This is a genomic window from Wenyingzhuangia heitensis (assembly GCF_011762155.1).
GTDB classification, from domain to species: domain Bacteria; phylum Bacteroidota; class Bacteroidia; order Flavobacteriales; family Flavobacteriaceae; genus Wenyingzhuangia; species Wenyingzhuangia heitensis.
The window spans coordinates 161,573-183,210 of record NZ_JAASQL010000002.1; the positions used below are offsets into that span (position 1 = coordinate 161,573).

Genomic DNA, 21,638 nt, shown 5'->3' on the forward strand with positions numbered 1-21,638 from the left:
GTTTTGTGTTAGTGATTGACTGGTGTGTTTGAGCTCTTTTAAAAAGGTTGTTAATTGTGAAGATTTACCTTTTAAAAAGCGAGTAAGGAAAGCACGACCTTTAGGGAACCCCCAAGAATTAAAACTCCATACCAACTTTAAAATTTAATATTCTACCTGTTAATACGTTGGGAACTCCGTTGTAACTTTTGCTGTCTACATCGTAAATCCAAGTATTAGTGGTGGTGTTGTTTATGTCAAAAATATTAAATAGCTCTAAACCTAAATCTAGTTCTTTAAAGTGTTTTAAAAAGCCGGATTGATAACTTTTATTTTCGTCTACAATAATATAAGCAACTCCAATATCGGCTCTACGATAAGGTCTTAATCTTGTTTGAAAATCGTATCGGTCTACCTGGCTGTTTGGCTCCGCACTAGCATTTATTGGGGATCCTCCTGGTAAACTAGAATTTAACACCAAGTTTAAATAAGCTTTAAAATTAGGGTTGCTAGGCACGTAATCTTGAAACAACATGGCAAATTTAAAACGTTGATCTGTAGGTCTGGCAATGTAGCCTCTGTTGTTGGTGTTTTCTTCGGTTTTTAAGAATCCTAAACTAATCCAGCTTTCTTTACCAGGTACAAATTCTCCACTTAATTTTAAATCTACTCCTGCAGCGTACCCTTTGGTGTTGTTGTTTGCATCGTAGCGAATTCTAACATTGTCTAGCGAGTATGCATTAATGTTGTTGAGTTGTTTGAAATACACTTCGGAAGTCATTTTAAAAGGACGTTTCCATTTGCTAAAACTGTATTCGTTAGAAAAAACGTAATGAATAGATTCTTGAGCATCAACATTAAATTCTAAGCTACCTTGTGGATTTCTTAATTCTTTGTAAGAAGGGGGTTGATGATAATAACCAGCCGATAGTCTAAAAACCATATCGATGTTATTCCAATCGGGTTTTAAAGAAAGTCTAAATCTTGGACTGATGGTTTGTTTTAGATTAGATTCAGTTCCTGAAAAATTATCTTTTAAATACCAAAGCTGTGTTCTAATTCCTGCATGGTGCCATAGGATATGATTTCCAATCCACCATTTTTTATTCCATTGTGCATAGCCGGAAAAACGAAAAATATCTGCATTGTTTTGTGCTTTTACGCTGTAAAAAGGAGTTATTGGGGCAGTAAAAGGAGTGTTGGGTTGGTTGTTCTCTATATTTTCATTAGGGTTTCTTAGTGTAATTCCGTTGTCATCAATAGTTGTCCATTGGTTAATTCTGTCTCTAATGTTTTCTTGCTGTACTTTAAAACCTGCTTCTAGCTTATGTTCGTTAATGGTGTGTTGAACGGTAACTTTTATGTTTTGGATTAAAATATCTAAATCATTTCTGGCATGATCTAATTGAGAACCGACTCCTGTTGTAAATAATTCTTCTCCGCTTACAGGATCTATTTCTGATATTCTATAGGCTCCATAAATGTCGTAATATTCCTGCTCTTGTGTATTGAATAAAGAAGCTGTTAGGTTGATGTTTGTATTTTTACTAAAATTGTATTTGTAGCTTAAAGCTCCAAAATAGGTTTCAAAGTCGTCTTGTTCGTTACCATCATAAGCAATAACTAGTTCCCTTGGTTCAAATAATCCGCCAAATTTAGTAACTCTAGATATAGGGGTAAAATTGTAATTGTTGATGGCAATATTCCCTAGGAAATCTAAACTGCTTTTGTGGTTTATTTTGTAAGATAAATAAGTTTGTAGGTCTACAAATACAGGCTTAAAGTTGGTTTCTGTGTCTTTGCTATTTACTAATAATTGATTGTTTCTATATCTGGCTCCAATTAAGGTAGAGAGTTTTTTGTTTAAAAATAAATTTTCATAGGTATAACTAGCTCCTAATAAGTTTAGGTTAACAGTAGAAAGTTCTTTAGTTGGTTTTTTATAATGAATGTTTAGTACAGAAGAGAGTCTGTCTCCATATTTAGATTCAAAACCACCTGCAGAAAAATTAATGTTTTCCGTCATGTCTGAGTTTAAAAAACTCAACCCCTCTTGCTGACCAGATCTAATTAAAAAAGGCCTGTAGACTTCTATACCGTTTACATAAACTAAGTTTTCATCAAAACTACCACCTCTAACGCTATATTGTGTACTTAGCTCGTTGCTATTGTTTACTCCGGGCTGAGTCATTAGCAAATTTTCTATTCCTGCATTGGCACCTGGTACACGTTTAAATTTTTTTGCTTTTAATTTTAAAACTCCTTGCTGTGCTGCTTCATAACTTTTTATAGTAATTTCTTCAATTTCTTGAGATTGTTCTTCTAAAGTAGGAGAATACTTAATAGTTTTGTTTTTATATCCTTTAAAAGTTTTGATTATAGAGCCATAGCCAATGTGCGAAAATTTCACCACTGTTTTTTCGTAAGCTACTATTTCTATAGTATAGGTTCCATCACTACTACTAACAGTACCTTTATTGCCAAATGTAATGGTAGCTCCAGCTAAAGGTTCTTTATTTTGATTTGTAATAATACCCGAAACAAAACCTGTTTGAGCAGTAGCTAGATAGCTAAATGATAAGAAAATAAAAAAGAATAAATTTTTCAAACAGATGGTTTTATTTGGTGAAGTTAGCTTCAAAAGTTTTGGTGTTGCTTAACAAATCTTCAATTTTCAACTTAAATATATGTTTTTTACCTGTAGATTCTAGATCATTTAAATTAAATGTAAGTTTATTTTTTTTAGGACTGTACTCCATTAAGATCCATTTGTTGTCTACAGTGGCATAATAGTTTTTAATTCCGGTTTCATTATCTTTTATATGTATACTTAACTCTTTATGCTTGCTAATATTTTGATGATTGTAAAAGTTAGACCTATATATTTTTGGAGGAATGCTATCATATTTTAAATAAAAATCCCCTAAGTATTTTGTATTGGTGTATATTTTGTCTTCTTTTTTATAGGTGGTTACATAATTGTAATAACGACCGCTTTTTTGAGCAAAATAAACAAACTCTTTTTGATGAGTTGTTAAGCTGTCTGTAAAATAAGTAAGAGTATAACTTTTATCTAATGGGAGTTCTGGTTTGTGAACGGTAATTTTATCTTTATTGTATTCATAATCAATATACGTGTCCTGATAAAAGGTGTTTTTAGGAAAACGGATTTCGGATTTTCCTTGTTTAAAAACAGTGTACTTGTTTTTAGAAACAAAATAAGGGGTTGTTGTGTTTTCTTGTACAATAGGTATAATTGTTTTGTTACCTACAATTGGAATTCTAAGAATTGTTTTATTACCTGCTACATCTTTAGCAATAATTTCTACTCTTAGAACATCATCTTTATTAACATTAATATAGCCTTTGTTGTTTGCTTGTTTGTAAATAGATAATTTGTTGGCAGGCTCTATATATGTTTTTTGAAACTTTTTAAATTTTTGTTTGTAATAAGGATAGTCAATAAACAGGTTGATGTATTTACTTTCGTTAAAAGCAAAAGTTTCTAGATTATGATAATAAACCAAACTATCATTTACATGCATTTCAATACTATAGACTCCATTTTTATTAAGTGCGTAGTTTAATAAATCATGTGTTCTGGCAGCGAGTCCAATTTTTCCTATTGCTTTAATTTCATCAGCAACATATAGAGTATTGTTTATTTTTTTAACGTGAATTTCTTGTGCTACAGGAATTTGATTAATGGCAGAGTTTTTACCAAAAGGAGTTGCTCTTAACCCTCTATAGATAGGAGGAATGTTATCCGTAACCTTGTACCCAAAAAGTAGAGGATTGATTATTTTTTCGGTTTTGGTATCTCTAATTTCAAAATGTAAATGAGGAGCAGAAGAACCTCCTGTGTTTCCTGAAAAAGCAATAACTTCATCTGTTAAAATGGGCAATTCACTTTTGCTAGGAAACAATTGTATTTCAAAAGACTCCTTTTTGTATTGCTGTTTTTTTACGTAAGCTTCAATTTTAGGACTAAATTTTTTTAAATGCCCGTATACGGTGGTATATCCGTTAGCGTGGGTTATATAAAGTGCTTTTCCGTAGCCCCAATGAGAAACTTTAATTCTAGACACATAACCATCTTTTGCAGTGTATACTTTTTTACCTTCTACAGCTTGCGTTTTAATATCTATACCAGAATGAAAATGATTGGTTCTTAACTCTCCAAAAGTTCCTGCCAAAATAATAGGAATATCTAGTGGGTTTCTAAAATCGTTCTGAGGATATTTTTGCTGTCCAAATGATAGAATTGTAACTAAAAAGAATAGAATGTAAGTTGTTTTTTTCAAAAAGTATGTTTTTATGAACAAACAAAAATAAAGGAATATCTTAAAAGAGACACATAAAAGTCTGAGAAACAAAACAAATAGTGAATTTTACAAATATCACTTTAAAAAGTTGGAATTCACAATAACAATGCTATTTTTGTAAGTATTGTTTTAGCGATGATAATATGGAAGGTCAACAAGAAATTATAGCCCAGTTAGAGGCTAATATTGAGCAGCTTCTGGAACGCTATGAGTTTTTGCAAAAAGAAAACGAAATTTTATCAAATAGCAATTTTCAATTGCAACAGAGTCAAAAAGGGCTTCAAGATGAAATTACTTTTTACAAAGAGGAGCTTCAATTATTAAAAGTAGCTAAAACATTAGAAGGCAGTGAAGGATATAAAACAGATACGAAAGCTAAAATTGATTTTTTAGTTGCTGAAATAGATAAGTGTATTCATGAATTAAATACATAAGTTCTTTTAAAATGGCTGATAGTTATAAAATTAATGTTGCAATTGGAGGTAGAAATTATCCAATATCAGTTTCTTCTACAGTAGAAGAACAAGGAGTGAGAGCTGCTGCAAGTAAGATTAATAAGTTGATTTCGGATTATGAAAGTAATTACGCAGTAAACGATAAACAAGACGTATTGGCTATGTGTGCACTACAATTTGCATCTTTAATAGAGGTAAATAAAGTGATTAAAGAAGAAGAAATTGGAGCAACTATTACAAAAATATCAAAATTAAATAGTAAATTAGAGTCGTATTTACAGAAATAAAGTTCTTTACATAGAAATAAAAACACTGCCTACTTTGGTTTTCGTTTGATAAACTCAACACTATATCTTTAAAAAGGATGAGTCTATTGTGTTAAAGCGCGCTGTCTTAGAACAGATACTTGATCACATAGTTAGTTCTAAAAAATGTCTTTTGGAGTTTATAAAACTAACCTCAGTAGGTTTTTTTATATATCAAATTTTACTAAAACAAATGAATAGTACAGCTATAATACTAATTGCAATAGGTGCCCTTGTACTAGGGTTTATATTGGCAAAGATGTTAGAGAAGTTTAAAGCTTCTCAGATTATTAAAAATGCAGAAAAAGAAGTTCTTTCCATAGTTAAAGAGGCTAAATTAACTGCAGAGACTCTTAAGAAAGATAAAATTTTACAAGCTAAAGAAAAGTTTATAGAGTTAAAAGCAGAGCATGAAAAAGTAATTTTAACTAGAGATAAAAAAATGTCTGATGCAGAGAAACGCATTAAAGACAAAGAAGGTTCTTTAAATAAAGAAATTGAGAAAACAAAACGATTGAATAAAGCAACCGAAGAAAAGGAAGCGGATTACAATTATAGATTGGAAATTCTTGATAAAAAACAATCGGAAGTAGATAAACTACATAAAAAACAAGTAGAGATTTTAGAATCTGTATCTGGTTTGTCTGTAGAAGATGCCAAAATTCAATTAATAGACTCATTAAAAGCAGAAGCTAAAACAGATGCTATGGGGTATATTCGTGATACCATTGAAGAGGCTAAATTAACTGCGGAACAAGATGCACGAAAAGTTATTTTAAATACGATACAAAGAGTTGGAGTAGAGCAGTCTATAGAAAACTGTGTGTCTGTGTTTAACATAGAGTCAGACGATGTGAAAGGTCGTATTATTGGTCGTGAAGGAAGAAATATTAGAGCAATAGAAGCTGCTACCGGAGTAGAGATTATTGTAGATGACACTCCAGAGGCAATTATTCTGTCTTGTTTTGATCCTGTTCGAAGAGAAATAGCTCGTTTGTCTTTACATAAATTGGTAACAGACGGACGTATTCATCCTGCTAGAATTGAAGAAGTTGTTGAAAAAACAGAAAAACAAATAACCCAAGAGATTATAGAAGTTGGAAAGCGTACTGTAATAGATTTAGGAATTCACGGATTGCATCCAGAGTTGATTAAAACAGTAGGTCGTATGAAATTCCGTTCTTCTTACGGACAAAATTTATTACAACACTCTAGAGAAGTCGCGAATCTTTGTGGATTGATGGCTGCTGAATTAGGATTGAATGTGAAAGCTGCAAAAAGAGCAGGATTGTTACATGATATTGGTAAAGTACCAGATACAGAAAGTGAATTGCCACACGCAATTTTAGGAATGCAATGGGCAGAAAAATATGGTGAAAAACCAGATGTATGCAATGCCATTGGAGCTCACCACGATGAAATTGAAATGAAAACTATGATTGCACCAATTGTTCAGGTGTGTGATGCTATTTCTGGAGCTAGACCTGGAGCAAGACGTCAGGTGTTAGATTCTTATATTCAGAGATTAAAAGATTTAGAAGATTTAGCATTTGGATTTAATGGAGTTCAAAAAGCATATGCTATTCAGGCAGGACGTGAGTTACGTGTCTTGGTAGAAAGTGAAAAAGTAAGTGATGAACAAGCTGCTGATTTATCTTTTAGTATTTCTCAGAAAATACAAACTGAAATGACGTATCCAGGTCAGGTAAAAATTACTGTAATTAGAGAAACTAGAGCTGTAAATGTAGCCAAGTAAACTTATCAACAATCGTAGTATTGTTAATAACATATCAAAAATCCGTACTAATTTTTAGTACGGATTTTTTAGTTTTTAGCTCTAGGGTGGTAAAGATTTACTACCTCTATAAGTTTAGTTTTGTCTATATGTAAATAGATTTCTGTAGTGGTAATACTTTCATGTCCTAATAAAGCTTGAATCACGGTTAAATCTGCACCACCATTTAATAAATGGGTCGCAAAAGAGTGTCTAAAAGTATGTGGACTAATTTTTTTGTTCAGGTTTGTTTTTTCTGCCAGTTGTTTTATGATTGTAAAAATCATTACCCTAGTAAGTTGATTTCCTCGTCTGTTTAAAAACAAAATATCTTCGTTTCCTTTATTAGGAGGTGTTAAATTTCTTTGTGTATTTAAATAATCATTAATAATATTTTCGGTGTATAAGTTGATCGGGACTAAACGTTGTTTGTTTCCTTTTCCTGTAATTTTTATAAATCCTTCCTCAAAATACAAATCTGAAATCTTAAGACTGATCAGTTCACTTACACGCAAACCACAGCCATATAAAGTTTCTAAAATAGCTTTGTTTCTCTCTCCTTGTGGATGAGATAAATCAATAGCGTCAATAATGGTGTTTATTTCATCCTCTGATAAAGTATCGGGTAGTTTTAAACCTGTTTTTGGAGCTTCTATAATATCCATAGGGTTGGTTTCTCTATAATTTTCTACAATCAAATAAGAAAAAAAAGCAGAGAGACCTGATATTAACCTTGCTTGAGATCTTGCTTTGTGTGTTTTTGAGTACTGGTAAAGAAAATTTTGAATATCTGTTGATGAAATATTAAGAGGTGTTAGTATGTCTTTTTGATAAAACGCAGCTAATTTTTCACAATCTTTTTGATAATTTATAATTGTGTTTTCGGTTAAACCTTTCTCTATGAGTAGGTATTGTGTGAAATCTTTAATATAAGGAGTCCAATCCATAGGTAGGTAAAAGTAAGAATAAATTAGAGTTTAAAAATATTCTTTTTTTAACATGATAATTGATGCGAATACTTTGTAGTCACTTGTTTTTTTGCGTAATTTGAAGACTTAGACAATAATACTGATATGAAAATTTTAATCTTAAATGGCCCTAATCTAAATTTGTTAGGAAAACGAGAACCAGAAATATATGGAACCGAAACTTTTGAACAATATTTTGAAACTTTAAAGGCTAAGTATTCGGGAATTGAGTTGATGTATTTTCAGTCTAATAGTGAGGGGACTTTGGTAGATAAAATACACGAAGTTGGTTTTTCTTACGATGGAATTGTTATGAATGCAGGAGCTTATACACATACTTCTGTTGCTATTGCCGATGCAGTTAGTGGGGTTACAACTCCGGTGGTAGAGGTTCATATTTCTAATGTACACAAAAGAGAAGAGTTTAGGCATAAATCTTATTTGTCTCCAGTTTGTAAAGGAGTTATTTTAGGTTTTGGACTAAAGAGTTATGAGTTAGGTGTAGAGAGTTTTACTAAGTAAATAAAAATACATTGGATAAGAATAAAGAATGGTTATTTGAAATAACCCCAAAGAACAATCTGTTTGACTTAAATATAAAAGAAGTTTGGAGATATAGAGATTTATTGTTTCTTTTTGTGAAAAGAGATGTAGTCACTTTGTACAAACAAACTATACTAGGTCCTTTATGGTATTTGATACAGCCTTTGTTCACATCTATTGTGTTTACATTGGTCTTTAATAAAATAGCGAATATTAGTACAGGGGGAATTCCACCTTTTTTATTTAACTTGGCAGGAGTTACTAGCTGGAATTACTTTAGAGATTGTTTAACAGGTACTTCGGATACTTTTAAACAGAACCAATCTATTTTTGGAAAAGTTTATTTTCCAAGAATAATAATGCCAATGTCTGTTGTTGTATCCAATTTATTAAAGTTTGGAATTCAGTTTGGGATTTTTATATGTTTTTATATTTATTTTGTCATAAGTGGAAGTATCATAAAACCTAATATATATCTAATTACTTATCCTATCGTTTTAGTATGTATGGCAATGCTTGGTTTAGGTTTAGGGATGATTATATCATCCATGGTAACTAAATATAGAGATTTATCCTTTTTAGTTTCTTTTGGAGTGCAATTGTTAATGTATGTTTCCTTGGTAAGTTTACCGTATAGTTTGTTTGAAAAAAACAACTTAACATGGGCTGTAGATTACAATCCGGTAGCACATATTATTGAGTATAGTAGGTTTGTAATGTTAGGAGAAGGAACTGTAAGTCAATTTGGAATTATTTACACATTGTTGTTTTCTGTTTTTGTTTTTTTGTTTGGAATTTTAGTATTTAACAAAACAGAAAAAAGTTTTATTGATACAATATAATATGAAAAAGGAGATTATCTTAAAAGTAGAAAATATATCCAAACAATATCGTTTGGGAACTTTAGGAACAGGAACTATTAGTCATGATTTAAATAGATGGTGGGCACAGATAAGAGGAAAAGAAGATCCGTATTTGAAAGTTGGTGAAACAAATGATCGATCTAAAAAAGGAGAATCTGAATATGTTTGGGCTTTAAAAGATATTAATTTTGAAGTTGAAAGAGGAGAGGTTTTAGGGATTATAGGAAAAAATGGAGCAGGTAAATCTACCTTACTTAAAATTTTATCAAAAGTTACAGGACCAAGTACAGGAAGTATAAAATCAAGAGGAAGGATTGCTTCTTTGTTAGAAGTAGGTACAGGATTTCATCCAGAAATGACAGGTCGTGAAAATATATTTTTAAACGGTGCTATTTTAGGAATGACCAAGAAAGAAATCAATGCTAAGATTGATGAAATTATTGAGTTTTCTGGTTGTGAACGTTATATAGATACTCCCACCAAACGTTATTCTAGTGGAATGACGGTTCGTTTGGCATTTGCTGTTGCCGCATTTTTAGAACCAGATATTTTAGTAGTAGATGAAGTCTTAGCAGTAGGTGATGCTGAATTTCAGAAAAAAGCCATTGGTAAAATGCAAGATATTTCTAACACTGATGGTAGAACTGTGTTGTTTGTAAGTCATAATATGTCTGCGGTAAAGAGTTTGTGTACTAGAGGGGTTGTTTTAAACAGTGGTAAGGTTGTGTTTACAGGAAATGTAGGAAAAGCAATTGAATATTATTTAAAAAACAATAAAGTACCACAGTTTTATGTCGCAGAAAGATCATCAAAAACAAATAAGTTTAATAAAATTTATTTAACAGATGAGATGAGTAATAATATAGATACACCAATACAAAGAAAACAAAAAGTGTTTTTAAACTTTGAGGTTAATGCTAATGATATATCCGGATTAAGATTTGGTACAACACTTTTTTCAAATATGAATGAACCAATTATATCTTTTCCCTTCTCCGAAAAAGAGAATTTTAATGAGTTAATATTAAATTATCATTTAAAAATTCAGTTACCAACATCAATTCTTAAAGGAGGAGATTATTTTGTTGAAGCAGCTTTGTGGAAAGTAGGTCAGATTTATGACCAATCAGATGAATATATTTCTTTTAATGTGATTGGGGATAGTACTCAAGAATTATCAGGTGAAGGTATTAAAGGAGTAGTAATAAATAATGAGGAATGGATTGTAAAAGATATTTAGTTGTTGGTGCAGGGTTTAGCGGAGCTGTAATTGCAAGAAAATTAGCAGAACAAGGGTGTAAAGTTGTAGTTGTTGATAAAAGAAATCATATAGCAGGAAATTGTCATACAGAGCGAGAAAATAAAACAAATGTAATGGTACATAAATATGGACCACATATATTTAATACGAATAATAAACGTGTTTGGGACTATGTAAATACATTTGGGAGTTTTATGTCTTATAAAAATAAAGTAATTGCAGATACCGAAAAAGGTGTTTTTTCCATGCCAATGAACTTATTAACAATCAATCAGTTTTTTTATACAAAACTAACACCAAACACAGTTGAAGCATATTTAAAAACAAAGCAATTAAAAATACAAAATCCTCAGAATTTTGAAGAACAGGCTTTGGCTTTTTTAGGAGAAGACTTATATTATAACTTTTTTTACGGGTATACCAAAAAACAATGGGGATGTGAGCCAAAAGAATTACCATCATCTATATTAAAAAGATTACCTATACGGTTTAATTATGATGATAATTATTACAATTCTAAATATCAAGGTATTCCAGAAAAAGGATATACGGGAATTATAAGTAATATTTTAGATCATGAAAATATTGAAGTTAGATTAGATACTGAGTATAGTTCAACAGAAAATTCAAATTATGAGCATGTTTTTTATACTGGAGCAATAGATGCATATCATAATTATAAATACGGTAGATTAGGCTATAGAACCGTATTTTTTAAAGAAGAAATTCATAATGGAGATTACCAAGGAAATGCTGTTATAAATTATTGTGATCAAGATGTAGAACACACGAGAGTACATGAACATAAACACTTTGCTCCTTGGGAAAAACATGACAAAACAATTGTTATAACTGAATATAGTAAAGAGACTACAAAAGAAGACGAGCCATATTACCCTAAAAGACTAGAACAAGATATTAAGATGTTTGAAGATTATAAACTATACACTAACGGATTAAAAGAAAACGTATCTTTTGTTGGTAGGTTGGCAACTTATAGATATTTAGATATGGATAAAGTTATTGAGGAAGCAATAAGTTATGTTGAATATTTTATAAATAATAAAAAAACAAATAGACCTTTTGGTGGTGATTTGTTTTCAAATTTAGATTAAAAAATGATTAAGGATAAGGTTATTGTATTTAGTAATTATCATATTCAAAAAAACTCTGGAGGACCACCGGGGTATATTTATAAGTGTATTATAGATAACTTACCATCTAATGTTGTCTTGTTACAAGATGTTTTAGTTAAAAATAGTAGAACGTTAAAAACAAAATTCAGAAATAAAATTAACTATTTAACGAGTTTGGTGTATGATAACAAAAGAAATAACCATGTAATAAAGTATATAAATGCTAACTGTTTCAATTATAAATATATATATTTTCACGATGTATTTACTTTATACAAGGTGTTACATCTATTAAGCAATAAGCAAGTTGTTATTTTGCAAAGTCACTCCCCAGAGTTACCTTCTGAAGAATTATATGATATAAATAAGGATTTAACTCAGTTAAAAAAGAACCGTCAAATAGAGAAAAAATCTTTTGAGAGGGCTAATGTTTTAGTTTTTCCAAATAAAGAATGTAAAATACTTTACAATAAATTAATAAATGAAAATCACAATATAAAGTATTTGTTAACAGGAATTAAAGAGATAAAATCTAAGATTAATTATCCTATTAGTCAAGATAAGATCAATTTATTATTTATTGGAAGAAGAAACGATGTTAAAGGGTTTAATAGTTTGATAGAAGTATTTAAAAAAGTTACTAAAAAAAGAAAAGATTTACGATTATTTATAGCAGGAGGTGGTGAAAAAATTTATGGTGATAATATTTATGATTTAGGAATGATTACGACAGCTTATGATTGGATTAATTCTGTAGATTTTGTGTTTTCATTAAACCAGCAAAGTTATTTTGATTTAAATGTTATAGAGACAATTTGCTTAGGTACTCCTTTAATTATGACAACAACTGAAGGGCATGAGTTCTTTAAAAATAAGGATGGAATTATAGACGTTACAACTAACTCCCTAGAGGATGTTTTATTAAGTGAAAAAATAATTTCTAAAAATTATAAAAAAGAACATAAACTAATTTTAAAAGCAATGTATGATGAGTTTTTTACAGGCGATAAATTTAAAGATAGATTAGAAAATGTTTGTATGAAGGTAATTAATGAAAAATAATTTTTTTTAAATGATATCTTAGGAAAGATCAAGGAAATGTCAGCTATTGGAACCTCTATGATAAAAAAATATTAGCAAGGAAGTTGATGGTTACGATGAAAATATGAAAAAAGGTTATGAAGAGTGGGAACTTTATATAAGAGAAACACAAATTTGTCTCTATGCGCTTAGATGCGATACATAATAAGGATTTAGTTATTAAAAAATATATTTATACAAAGGATAAAGAATTATATATTCAACATTATGAAAAATTAGTTCCATTTTTATAAGAAAAAAATTAAACATTAATAAAAAATAGAATTTAAAATTGGCTTTTTTATTTTAAAACTTTTAAGGTATTTAAAAAGATTATTTAATAAATGAAAGTAGTTCAAATTTGTACAAACTATAAAGGAGGGGCTGGTAAAGCAGCTTTTAGATTACACAACGCACTTCTGAAAAATGGAGTTGATTCTGTATTTATATCTTTAGGAAAAGTGCCTTTAATAGATATAAAGGGAAACAAAAGTATTTTAATCAATACTAGTACTTCACTGTTTAGAAGAGTTGTTCATAGGATAAAAAAGAAATTAAAATTAGAACATAGGTTCATACTTGAATTAAGGTCAATAAACCCTAATTTAGAGTGTTTATTAACCTCATTACCATTTAGTAAAATCAAACTCCATATTATTAAAGAAATAAAAAATGCGGATATTGTTAATATACATGGAGTTACGCATATTTTAGATTATAAATTTTTTTTTAATAAAATTAAAGCTCCAATTGTATGGACATTACATGATATTAATCCGATTGCTGGGTTATTTCATTTGAGAACAGATGAAGAGAATAATAAAATTGTAGCTAATTCTTTAAATGAAAAGGTCATAGACTATAAAAAATCAATTTATAACAACATTAAAAATGGAGCTATTATCACTCCTTCAAATTGGCTCTATAAAGAATCTATTAAAAGAAATATGTTCAAATGGTTTTTTTATTATGAGATTGCTAATTCTATACCATCGTCTTATTTTAAAACAAAGGATAGAAACGTATTACGGGAAAGACATAATATTGCATCCAATATTATTACATTATTATTTGTCTCATCAGATTTAAAAGACAAAAATAAAGGCTTTGATTTGTTATTAGAGGCCTTAGAGTGTATAAAAAAGGATAATATACAGTTACTTATTGTTGGAGATGGAGATGTTTCAGTTTTTAATAAATACCAAATACTCAACTTTGGATATATATCAAAAGATGAAGAAATGATTAACATTTTTAATATGGCTGATATATTTATATTGCCAAGTAGAGATGAAAATTTACCCAATGTTCTTTTGGAATCATTAGCATGTGGTACACCTGTAGTTTCATTTAATATTGGTGGGATGCCTCAATATATTAAAATAGGAATTAATGGTGAAATAGCAAGCGAAATGACAGGAGAGTCTTTAGGAGAAGCTATTAGTCTATCAATAAAAAACAAGAATAATTATTCAAGAGAATTGATTAAAGATTTTGCCTGTTCTAATTTTAATGAAAATAAGCAAGCTACTGAGTATATTAAGATCTATAACCAACTAAGTGATAAAGTATGAGCAAAATATCTGTAATTACCATAAATTATAACGATGTTGTTGGGTTAGAAAAAACCATTTTGTCCGTTATAAACCAAACTAATGTTTTGTTAGAGTATATTGTTATAGATGGTAATTCATCAGACGGAAGTAAAGAGATAATTAAAAAATACAAAGATAAAATAACCTATAGTGTAAGCGAAGATGATTCGGGTATTTACAATGCCATGAACAAAGGTATTAAAGTTGCTACTGGAGATTATTTGTTGTTTATGAATGGAGGAGATGTTCTAGTTGACGATGATAACATATTAGCGATTTGTAGTAAAAAATTAAAAGAAGATATTGTTGCATTTGATTGTTTCTTAGAAAAGAATGATGAAATTGTAGGTAGAAGAACACATATAAGCAAACCAACATTGTTTTATGTCTATAAAAATGGATTTAAGCACCAAAGTACTTTTATTAAGAAAAGTTTATTTGATAAATTAGGGCATTATAATGAGAGGTATAAAATTGCAGGTGATTATGAATTTTGGATTCGTTGTTTTTTAGATTCTAAAACTACTGCAAAAAGTTATTCAATTCCAATAGCAAAATTTCAGTTAGATGGAATTTCTCAAACAGGAAATTGGGGAGAAGAACACAGATTAATAGAAAAAGAATGGTTAGGTAATTTAATAGAAGACTTTCATTTAATGGAAAAACTATTACCTTATAAAAAATCAAGAGTGTTAAATTTTATCATAAAATTAATTAGATATTGAGATTTGAGATGAATACAAAAAAAATATTAGTCATATCAGAATCTATAAATATAGAAGATAGTAGTGCTTCTAAGGTAAATGTTGCCTTAATTTTAAATTTAGTTAAAATAGGATATAAAGTAAAAGTATTACATTATACCAGAAAAAATATTCAGTTAGAGGGAGTTGAGTGTATTTCTATGCCAGAAATAAAATTTTCAATCAATTATGTTTTAAGCAGAACGCAAAGAGTTTTTCAAAGACTCACAAAAATTAATATATCTAAACCATTAGAAAATATTTTTGGACATTCTTTTACCTTTTTTAACGATTCTAAAAGCATCGCTAAATCAGTTGGTAAACATTATAATAATGAATACTTGGTTATTACTTTAAGTAAAGGAGCTAGTTTTAGACCTCATCATGCTATGTTAAGTTTGCCAAAACTTCATAGTAAGTGGATGGCTTATGTGCATGACCCTTATCCTTTTCATTATTATCCAAGACCTTACAATTGGGTAGAGTCTGGTTATCAATTTAAAGAAGATTTTTTTAGAAAAGTATCTAAAAAAGCTAAGTATAGTGGTTTTCCTAGTTTATTACTAAAAGAGTGGATGGGGAGTTACTTTCCGGATTTTTTAGAGACAGGGGTTGTCATTCCACATCAAAATTTAGAGAGTAATAATAATGATAGTATTAAATTACCAAGCTATTTAGATCCTTTAAAATTTAATGTTTTACACGCAGGGAATTTAATGAAACAACGTTCTCCGATAGGTTTAGTTGAGGGGTATCGATTGTTTTTAGAAAATTTTCCCGAAGTAAAAGACTCCTCAAAATTATTGTTATTAGGAAATGCAGGATATCATCAAGAATATTTAAACAATCAAATGAACAAAAATATTTATTGGAGTCAAGGAAATGTTGCCTATTCTATAGTAGATGTTGTTCAGAGAAATGCAACGGTGAATGTAATATTAGAATCTAAATCAGAAATTAGTCCTTTTTTACCAGGTAAATTTCCAAATTGTGTGGTCGCAAATAAACCTATTTTGTTGTTAAGCCCATATTATAGCGAGACAAAAAGATTATTAGGAAAGGATTATGGTTTTATAACTGAGGTAGATGATGTGCAAGGAATTTGTAATAAGATATCTATTTTATATCAACAGTGGAAAGTAAATCAAAATTTAAAATTAGATAGACCTGATTTACAAGAATATATAGGTGTACCGTATTTACAAAAGACTATAGAGGGAATTATATGATTAAATTTTCAATAGTAATTACTACTAAAAATAGAATTATAGATTTACAGCAAACCATTACATCTTTAAGTAATACTATAAAAAGAAAAGATGTTGAGTTGTTGGTTTGCGATGATGCCTCTACCGATGGAACGGGTGAGTATTTAAAAAAGAATAATTGGATTTCTATTGTAAATAAAAAAAGTGAGGGCTTAATTCATAATAGAAATATACTGAATAACAAGGCAAAAGGAGTGTATATTATTTCCTTAGATGATGATGCTCAATTTTTATCAGAAAATGTTTTAGAAGAGATTGAGAGTTGTTTTATCATGTACCCAAAGTGTGGCGTTCAGAATTTAAGAATATTTTGGGGTAAAGAAAAGCCAAGTACTATAGCAAGTATTGAAAACTATGAGCTAAACAAAGGATTTGTAGGGTGTGGACATGTGTGGAGAAAATCTGCATGGGAGTCTATAGCCCAATATCCAGCATGGTTTATTTTTTATGGAGAAGAAGATTTTGCTGCTTTTCAATTATTTAAACAAGGATGGGATATTTTATACAATCCTAAAGTTTTGGTTCATCATAGAGTAGATGTGAAATCAAGAAAAAAGCAGAAAGATTATAGATTAAGATTAAGAAGATCTTTTAGGTCAGGGTGGTATTTATATTTGTTATTTTATCCCATCAAAGAAATTCCTAGAAGATTGGCCTATACTTTTTGGCAACAAATAAAAAAGAAAACTCTTAAGGGAGATGTAAAAGCAACGATTGCTATTTCTCAAGCCGTTTTTGATGTTATTTATAATTTTCCAAGATTGATGAAAAATAGCAATAGGCTCACCTCTCAAGAGTTTTTAAAATATCAACAATTACCCGATACAAAAATGTATTGGAAACCCAAAGAAAATTAAGAAATTATATAGTACACATGAAAAATTCGACATACAAAGCTAAAACAGCAATATTATCAACAGTCAATAATTTTGACTTGTATAAAAAAAGTTCAGCATTATATCCTGCAGATATTCCGTCGTACGTGATAGACGGAAGAAATGGAATGTTTGGCATTCATAGTATCGTTTATATGATGAAAATATTTAAGAACAAAGATATAGATTGGCTAATCCTTATGGATGAAGATGCTTTGTTTATCAATTCTGATAAAGTATTTCCATTGATTGAATATATGGCCGTTAATGACTACATGATATCTGGTATGCGTGATGGAGGAATGTTACCTGAAAGATCAGGTAGTCCTTATTCTATGAATCCATACTTTTCTGTAATTAACTTAAAAAAATTAAAAGAAATTTGGAATAAAAAAGAGATGTTAGAAAATCATTATATAAAAGATGATGAGTTTGACGACGATTTATCTGGACTAAAATACACATATGATAAAAAAAGTATGAGCGAACCTTATTATGGTTTTTACTTTTGGTTAAAAAGGAAAGGAATGAAATTATTGTATTTAGATATTTCTTTACCATTTAAAGAAGATCAAATTACTAATATTGTACATGATATTGAAGGTGATCCGATACTTTATCATACTTGGTTTTCAAGAGAGTATGGAGATAAAAGAGGTAGACATACAGCTAGAATAAATAAAGTGTTTGAGGAGTTTAAATTAAGAGAAAATACTGGAATAGCTCCAATTATTTATAAGGATTCACTATTTCCTTTAAAAGATAGGTTCAGAAGATTTAAAAAGAATACCAGAAAACGATTCCGTAATTTGGGTATTATCAAATAAAATGATGAATAAATATTTTTCATATAATACATATAAGTATATCTTGTCAAGATTTGAATTAAGATTTTATATATTTCTCACATGTATCCTTTATATACTAATTTAGTAAGGAGTCAATTAAAAAATTTAAAATTATTAGTGGATTACCTTTTAACAAATAATTATAAAAACATTATTATTGATAATAATTCAAGTTATAAGCCTCTTTTAGCATATTATGAATCTTTAAATAACTCTATTAATATAATTAGAAGTAAAAAGAATGATGGACATATGGTGTTTTGGAAACAAGATAAATTATTTAAGAAGTTTGGGAAAGGTTATTATGTTGTAACTGATCCAGATATATTACCAATTGATGAATGCCCAATGGATTTCTTAAGCATTTTTTTAAATTTGCTGATAAAATTAAGAACACTATATAAAGTAGGGTTTAGTTTGAAACTAGATGATATTCCGGAGACCTACCCTTTTAAAAATAAAGTTTTAGAATGGGAAAAACAATTTTGGAAAACAAAAACCAAAGGCGGAAATTTTATAGCAGATATAGATACTACATTTGCTCTATATAGGCCAAAAATTAATATACTAAGGTATTTTTATAAAGGGTTAAGAACAGATTTTCCGTATCAAGCAAGACATTTTGGTTGGTATATTAATCCTCAAAAATTAACTGAGGAGCAGGTTTTTTATAATAAAGAAGCTAATAGTTCAAGTTCTTGGAATATTGATGATAATGCATCTACTAACTTTTAGTAAAAGGTATTTTTTAAACCCTATACAATATGATATTTATTATAGCAGAAATTGCACAAGCACATGATGGAAGTTTAGGAATGGCACATGCTTATATTGATGCTGTAGCCAAAACAGGATGTAATGCCATTAAATTCCAAACTCATATTGCAGAAGCAGAAAGTAGTATTTACGAACCTTTTAGAGTTAAATTTTCTAAACAAGATGCTACCCGTATGGACTATTGGAAACGTATGGAGTTTACTTTAGAACAATGGAAAGAGCTTAAAGCACATTGTGATGAAGTTGGTCTTGAGTTTATGAGTTCTCCGTTTAGCAATGCTGCGGTAGATTTGTTAGAAGAAGTAGGAGTAAAACGCTACAAAGTAGGTTCTGGAGAGGTTAATAATTTTGTGTTGTTAGAAAAAATTGCACAAACAAAGAAGCCGATGATTATATCATCAGGGATGAGTTCTTTTGAGGAATTAGATAAAACCATCGTCTTTTTAAAAAATAGAAATGTAGACTTTTCTATTCTACAATGTACCACCGCATATCCAACACAACCTAAAGAATTTGGACTGAATGTAATTCAGGAATTAAAAAGTAGATATAAAGTACCTGTTGGTTTTTCAGACCATTCATCATCAACAGAAGCTTGTATAGCCGCAACTGCTTTAGGGGCTAAAATTTTAGAATTTCATGTGGTCTTTGATAAAGAAATGTTTGGTCCTGATGCCAAAGCATCTTTAACAATGAAAGAGACTACACAATTAGTAAAAGCTGTTAAAAATATAGAAATAGCTCTTCAGAATCCTGTAGACAAGTCAGATAATTTAAGATTTGATTCTTTAAAATCTATTTTTGAGAAATCATTAGCTATTAACAAAGAACTAAAAGCAGGTCATATCATTAGTTTTTCGGACTTAGAGACTAAAAAACCTAAAGGATTTGGTATCTTGGCTAGTGAATACGAAAAAGTCATTGGTAAAAAAATCAATAAAGATGTAAGTCAATGGGATTTTTTAAATTATGAGGATTTAAGCGAGTAATATGTCAATAAAAAAAATATGTGTAGTAGTCACTGCACGTCCATCCTACAGTAGAATAAAAACAGCTTTAACAGCCATTAAAAATCATCCAGCATTGGAACTGCAACTAGTTATTGCTGGTTCTGCATTGTTGGGGAGATATGGAAATGCTGTGGAGTTTATAGAGAAAGATGGGTTTACCATTGCAGAAAAAGTGTTTATGGTTTTAGAAGGAGAGAATCCTACTTCTATGGCAAAAACAACAGGATTGGGAGTGATGGAACTGGCAAATGTTTTTTATCGTTTACAGCCAGATGCGGTTATTACCATTGCAGATAGATTTGAAACCATAGCAACAAGCATTGCAGCTTCTTATCAAAACATTCCTTTAATCCACATTCAAGGTGGGGAGGTTACAGGGAATATTGATGAAAAAGTAAGACATGCCAATACCAAATTGGCAGATTTACATTTAGTCGCTTCAGAAGATGCTAAACAACGTGTAATTAAAATGGGTGAAAACCCAGACATGGTATTTAATACAGGTTGTCCTTCTATAGATTTAGCTGATGAAATTAAAAACAATCCAACGTTAGATTTTGATCCTATTCAGAAATATGGTGGAGTTGGCGTTGAGATAGATTGGAAACAAGGGTACATAGTAGTGATGCAACACCCTGTAACTACAGAATATGCATCCGCAAGAAAAGATGTGGAAGAAACTTTAAAAGCAGTATATGAATTAGACATGCCCACTTTTTGGTTTTGGCCAAATGTAGATGCGGGGTCTGATGGTACCTCTAGTGGTATTAGAGCCTTTAGAGAAATTCACAAACCTCAAAACATTCATTTCTTTAAAAACATGGAGCCAAATGATTTTTTAAAATTATTGGTCAATAGTAAATGTTTAATTGGGAATTCAAGTGTCGGAATTCGTGAATGTGCTTATTTAGGAGTGCCTGTGGTAAACATAGGGACTCGTCAAAATAAAAGACAAAGAGCTTCTAATGTCATAGATACTGTTTACGATAAAAATGAAATTATAAAAGCCATTCAGAATAGAATGGATGCGAAAGATATTGCATCAGAAAACATCTATGGAGATGGTCAGTCTGGAGATAGAATTGCAGATATTTTAGCAAATACAGAATTGTCATTTCATAAAACAATTATGTATTAATGAAAATATTAGGAATTATACCCGCTAGAGGAGGTTCTAAAGGAGTTCCTAGAAAAAATATTAAATTATTAGGGAACAAACCTTTATTGCAATATACATCAGAAGTAGCTTTACAAAGTTCTTTTGTAGACACGTTAATGTTAACTAGTGATGATGATGAAATTATTGAAGTAGCCAAAGGTTTAGGAATTCAGGTACCTTTTAAAAGACCAGAAAACTTGGCTTTAGATACTACACCTACATTGCCTGTAATAATTCATGCCATAGAATATTATAAAAGTATTGGACAAGAGTTTGATGCTGTTCTATTGTTACAAGCAACAAGTCCTTTTAGAACAACTGAATTTTTAAATAAAGCCATAGAAACTTTTATAGAAAAGGACACAGATTCTTTGGTTTCTGTACAACAAGTACCACATGAATACAATCCGCATTGGGTTTTTGAAGTGAATGAAAACGATACCTTGAATATTGCAACAGGAGAAGAAGAAATTATAAGTAGAAGACAAGAGTTACCTCTTAGTTACCATAGAGATGGAAGTATATACATTACTAAAACATCGGTTCTTCTAGAGCAGCACTCTTTGTATGGAAAATCTATATCATATATAGCATCTCCAGAAGAATGGTATGTAAATATAGATACTATGGAAGATTGGAAAAAAGCAGAAATATTGGTGAAAAATATTTTTTAA

20 protein-coding genes and 1 other RNA gene are annotated in these 21,638 nt (G+C 29.9%); 18 read left to right on the forward strand and 3 right to left on the reverse strand.

What is annotated here, in order from left to right:
• Positions 1 to 118 precede the first annotated feature (118 nt).
• Entirely contained in the window at positions 119 to 2,587 is a 2,469-nt protein-coding gene (locus tag FHR24_RS09340) for a TonB-dependent receptor (protein WP_167187426.1), read from the reverse strand.
• Positions 2,588 to 2,597: 10 nt separating this feature from the next.
• Positions 2,598 to 4,283 carry a M23 family metallopeptidase gene (locus FHR24_RS09345; protein ID WP_167187428.1) on the reverse strand — a complete coding sequence of 562 codons (1,686 nt, stop codon included), beginning with the start codon at positions 4,281 to 4,283 and terminating at the stop codon, positions 2,598 to 2,600.
• Between the two features lie 164 nt (positions 4,284 to 4,447).
• On the opposite strand from FHR24_RS09345, the gene FHR24_RS09350 reads away from it, so the two are divergent.
• The 4 genes from FHR24_RS09350 (at position 4,448) to rny (ending at position 6,820) form a co-directional block, all read left to right on the forward strand.
• Entirely contained in the window at positions 4,448 to 4,738 is a 291-nt protein-coding gene (locus tag FHR24_RS09350; RefSeq protein WP_167187430.1) for an efflux RND transporter permease subunit, read from the forward strand.
• Between the two features lie 11 nt (positions 4,739 to 4,749).
• The gene (locus FHR24_RS09355) at positions 4,750 to 5,046 is read left to right on the forward strand and encodes a cell division protein ZapA (RefSeq protein WP_167187432.1); all 297 of its coding nucleotides are present in this window, start codon (positions 4,750 to 4,752) and stop codon (positions 5,044 to 5,046) included.
• Positions 5,047 to 5,098: 52 nt separating this feature from the next.
• Positions 5,099 to 5,206: non-coding RNA, 6S RNA (gene ssrS, locus FHR24_RS09360), on the forward strand.
• Positions 5,207 to 5,257: 51 nt separating this feature from the next.
• Positions 5,258 to 6,820 carry a ribonuclease Y gene (gene rny / locus FHR24_RS09365; RefSeq protein ID WP_167187434.1) on the forward strand — a complete coding sequence of 521 codons (1,563 nt, stop codon included), beginning with the start codon at positions 5,258 to 5,260 and terminating at the stop codon, positions 6,818 to 6,820.
• 68 nt (positions 6,821 to 6,888) lie between these two features.
• On the opposite strand, the gene xerD is transcribed toward rny, so the two are convergent.
• On the reverse strand, positions 6,889 to 7,785 hold the full coding sequence (gene xerD / locus FHR24_RS09370) for a site-specific tyrosine recombinase XerD (protein ID WP_167187436.1): 897 nt from the start codon (positions 7,783 to 7,785) through the stop codon (positions 6,889 to 6,891).
• A 126-nt stretch (positions 7,786 to 7,911) separates the two neighbouring features.
• Between xerD and aroQ the strand changes: the two genes are divergently transcribed.
• The 14 genes from aroQ to FHR24_RS09440 all read left to right on the forward strand — a co-directional run bounded on the left by aroQ (position 7,912) and on the right by FHR24_RS09440 (position 21,638).
• Positions 7,912 to 8,328, forward strand: a complete 417-nt coding sequence (gene aroQ / locus FHR24_RS09375) for a type II 3-dehydroquinate dehydratase (RefSeq protein ID WP_167187438.1) — start codon at positions 7,912 to 7,914, stop codon at positions 8,326 to 8,328.
• An 11-nt stretch (positions 8,329 to 8,339) separates the two neighbouring features.
• Entirely contained in the window at positions 8,340 to 9,191 is an 852-nt protein-coding gene (locus FHR24_RS09380; protein WP_167187440.1) for an ABC transporter permease, read from the forward strand.
• Between the two features lies 1 nt (position 9,192).
• Positions 9,193 to 10,452 carry an ABC transporter ATP-binding protein gene (locus tag FHR24_RS09385; RefSeq protein ID WP_167187442.1) on the forward strand — a complete coding sequence of 420 codons (1,260 nt, stop codon included), beginning with the start codon at positions 9,193 to 9,195 and terminating at the stop codon, positions 10,450 to 10,452.
• A complete protein-coding gene (gene glf / locus FHR24_RS09390; RefSeq protein WP_167187444.1) occupies positions 10,431 to 11,588 on the forward strand; it encodes a UDP-galactopyranose mutase in 1,158 nt (385 codons plus the stop codon). Before FHR24_RS09385 ends, glf begins: the two co-directional genes overlap by 22 nt.
• A gap of 3 nt (positions 11,589 to 11,591) precedes the next feature.
• Positions 11,592 to 12,671, forward strand: a complete 1,080-nt coding sequence (locus FHR24_RS09395) for a glycosyltransferase (protein ID WP_167187446.1) — start codon at positions 11,592 to 11,594, stop codon at positions 12,669 to 12,671.
• Between the two features lie 362 nt (positions 12,672 to 13,033).
• A complete protein-coding gene (locus FHR24_RS09400; protein ID WP_167187448.1) occupies positions 13,034 to 14,263 on the forward strand; it encodes a glycosyltransferase in 1,230 nt (409 codons plus the stop codon).
• The gene (locus tag FHR24_RS09405) at positions 14,260 to 15,009 is read left to right on the forward strand and encodes a glycosyltransferase family 2 protein (protein ID WP_167187450.1); all 750 of its coding nucleotides are present in this window, start codon (positions 14,260 to 14,262) and stop codon (positions 15,007 to 15,009) included. Before FHR24_RS09400 ends, FHR24_RS09405 begins: the two co-directional genes overlap by 4 nt.
• 8 nt (positions 15,010 to 15,017) lie before the next feature.
• Positions 15,018 to 16,256 carry a glycosyltransferase family 4 protein gene (locus FHR24_RS09410; protein WP_167187452.1) on the forward strand — a complete coding sequence of 413 codons (1,239 nt, stop codon included), beginning with the start codon at positions 15,018 to 15,020 and terminating at the stop codon, positions 16,254 to 16,256.
• On the forward strand, positions 16,253 to 17,152 hold the full coding sequence (locus FHR24_RS09415; RefSeq protein WP_167187454.1) for a glycosyltransferase family 2 protein: 900 nt from the start codon (positions 16,253 to 16,255) through the stop codon (positions 17,150 to 17,152). The genes FHR24_RS09410 and FHR24_RS09415 overlap by 4 nt, the downstream gene beginning before the upstream one ends.
• 17 nt (positions 17,153 to 17,169) lie before the next feature.
• Positions 17,170 to 17,997, forward strand: coding sequence for a hypothetical protein (locus FHR24_RS09420; protein ID WP_167187456.1), 828 nt, complete (start codon positions 17,170 to 17,172; stop codon positions 17,995 to 17,997).
• An 81-nt stretch (positions 17,998 to 18,078) separates the two neighbouring features.
• On the forward strand, positions 18,079 to 18,753 hold the full coding sequence (locus FHR24_RS09425; protein WP_167187458.1) for a glycosyltransferase family 2 protein: 675 nt from the start codon (positions 18,079 to 18,081) through the stop codon (positions 18,751 to 18,753).
• 29 nt (positions 18,754 to 18,782) lie between these two features.
• A complete protein-coding gene (locus tag FHR24_RS09430) occupies positions 18,783 to 19,784 on the forward strand; it encodes an N-acetylneuraminate synthase family protein (protein WP_167187461.1) in 1,002 nt (333 codons plus the stop codon).
• A gap of 1 nt (position 19,785) precedes the next feature.
• Positions 19,786 to 20,943 carry a UDP-N-acetylglucosamine 2-epimerase gene (neuC, locus tag FHR24_RS09435; protein ID WP_167187464.1) on the forward strand — a complete coding sequence of 386 codons (1,158 nt, stop codon included), beginning with the start codon at positions 19,786 to 19,788 and terminating at the stop codon, positions 20,941 to 20,943.
• Positions 20,943 to 21,638 carry an acylneuraminate cytidylyltransferase family protein gene (locus FHR24_RS09440; RefSeq protein ID WP_167187467.1) on the forward strand — a complete coding sequence of 232 codons (696 nt, stop codon included), beginning with the start codon at positions 20,943 to 20,945 and terminating at the stop codon, positions 21,636 to 21,638. Before neuC ends, FHR24_RS09440 begins: the two co-directional genes overlap by 1 nt.

What these genes read in the sequence shown, in the direction of transcription:
- FHR24_RS09350 (WP_167187430.1), top strand. Translation starts at nt 4,448, where the DNA reads ATGGAAGGTCAACAAGAAATTATAGCCCAGTTAGAGGCTAATATTGAG.
- FHR24_RS09355 (WP_167187432.1), top strand. Translation starts at nt 4,750, where the DNA reads ATGGCTGATAGTTATAAAATTAATGTTGCAATTGGAGGTAGAAATTAT.
- rny (WP_167187434.1), top strand. Translation starts at nt 5,258, where the DNA reads ATGAATAGTACAGCTATAATACTAATTGCAATAGGTGCCCTTGTACTA.
- xerD (WP_167187436.1), bottom strand. Translation starts at nt 7,785, where the DNA reads ATGGATTGGACTCCTTATATTAAAGATTTCACACAATACCTACTCATA.
- aroQ (WP_167187438.1), top strand. Translation starts at nt 7,912, where the DNA reads ATGAAAATTTTAATCTTAAATGGCCCTAATCTAAATTTGTTAGGAAAA.
- FHR24_RS09385 (WP_167187442.1), top strand. Translation starts at nt 9,193, where the DNA reads ATGAAAAAGGAGATTATCTTAAAAGTAGAAAATATATCCAAACAATAT.
- glf (WP_167187444.1), top strand. Translation starts at nt 10,431, where the DNA reads ATGGATTGTAAAAGATATTTAGTTGTTGGTGCAGGGTTTAGCGGAGCT.
- FHR24_RS09395 (WP_167187446.1), top strand. Translation starts at nt 11,592, where the DNA reads ATGATTAAGGATAAGGTTATTGTATTTAGTAATTATCATATTCAAAAA.
- FHR24_RS09400 (WP_167187448.1), top strand. Translation starts at nt 13,034, where the DNA reads ATGAAAGTAGTTCAAATTTGTACAAACTATAAAGGAGGGGCTGGTAAA.
- FHR24_RS09405 (WP_167187450.1), top strand. Translation starts at nt 14,260, where the DNA reads ATGAGCAAAATATCTGTAATTACCATAAATTATAACGATGTTGTTGGG.
- FHR24_RS09410 (WP_167187452.1), top strand. Translation starts at nt 15,018, where the DNA reads ATGAATACAAAAAAAATATTAGTCATATCAGAATCTATAAATATAGAA.
- FHR24_RS09415 (WP_167187454.1), top strand. Translation starts at nt 16,253, where the DNA reads ATGATTAAATTTTCAATAGTAATTACTACTAAAAATAGAATTATAGAT.
- FHR24_RS09420 (WP_167187456.1), top strand. Translation starts at nt 17,170, where the DNA reads ATGAAAAATTCGACATACAAAGCTAAAACAGCAATATTATCAACAGTC.
- FHR24_RS09425 (WP_167187458.1), top strand. Translation starts at nt 18,079, where the DNA reads ATGTATCCTTTATATACTAATTTAGTAAGGAGTCAATTAAAAAATTTA.
- FHR24_RS09430 (WP_167187461.1), top strand. Translation starts at nt 18,783, where the DNA reads ATGATATTTATTATAGCAGAAATTGCACAAGCACATGATGGAAGTTTA.
- neuC (WP_167187464.1), top strand. Translation starts at nt 19,786, where the DNA reads ATGTCAATAAAAAAAATATGTGTAGTAGTCACTGCACGTCCATCCTAC.
- FHR24_RS09440 (WP_167187467.1), top strand. Translation starts at nt 20,943, where the DNA reads ATGAAAATATTAGGAATTATACCCGCTAGAGGAGGTTCTAAAGGAGTT.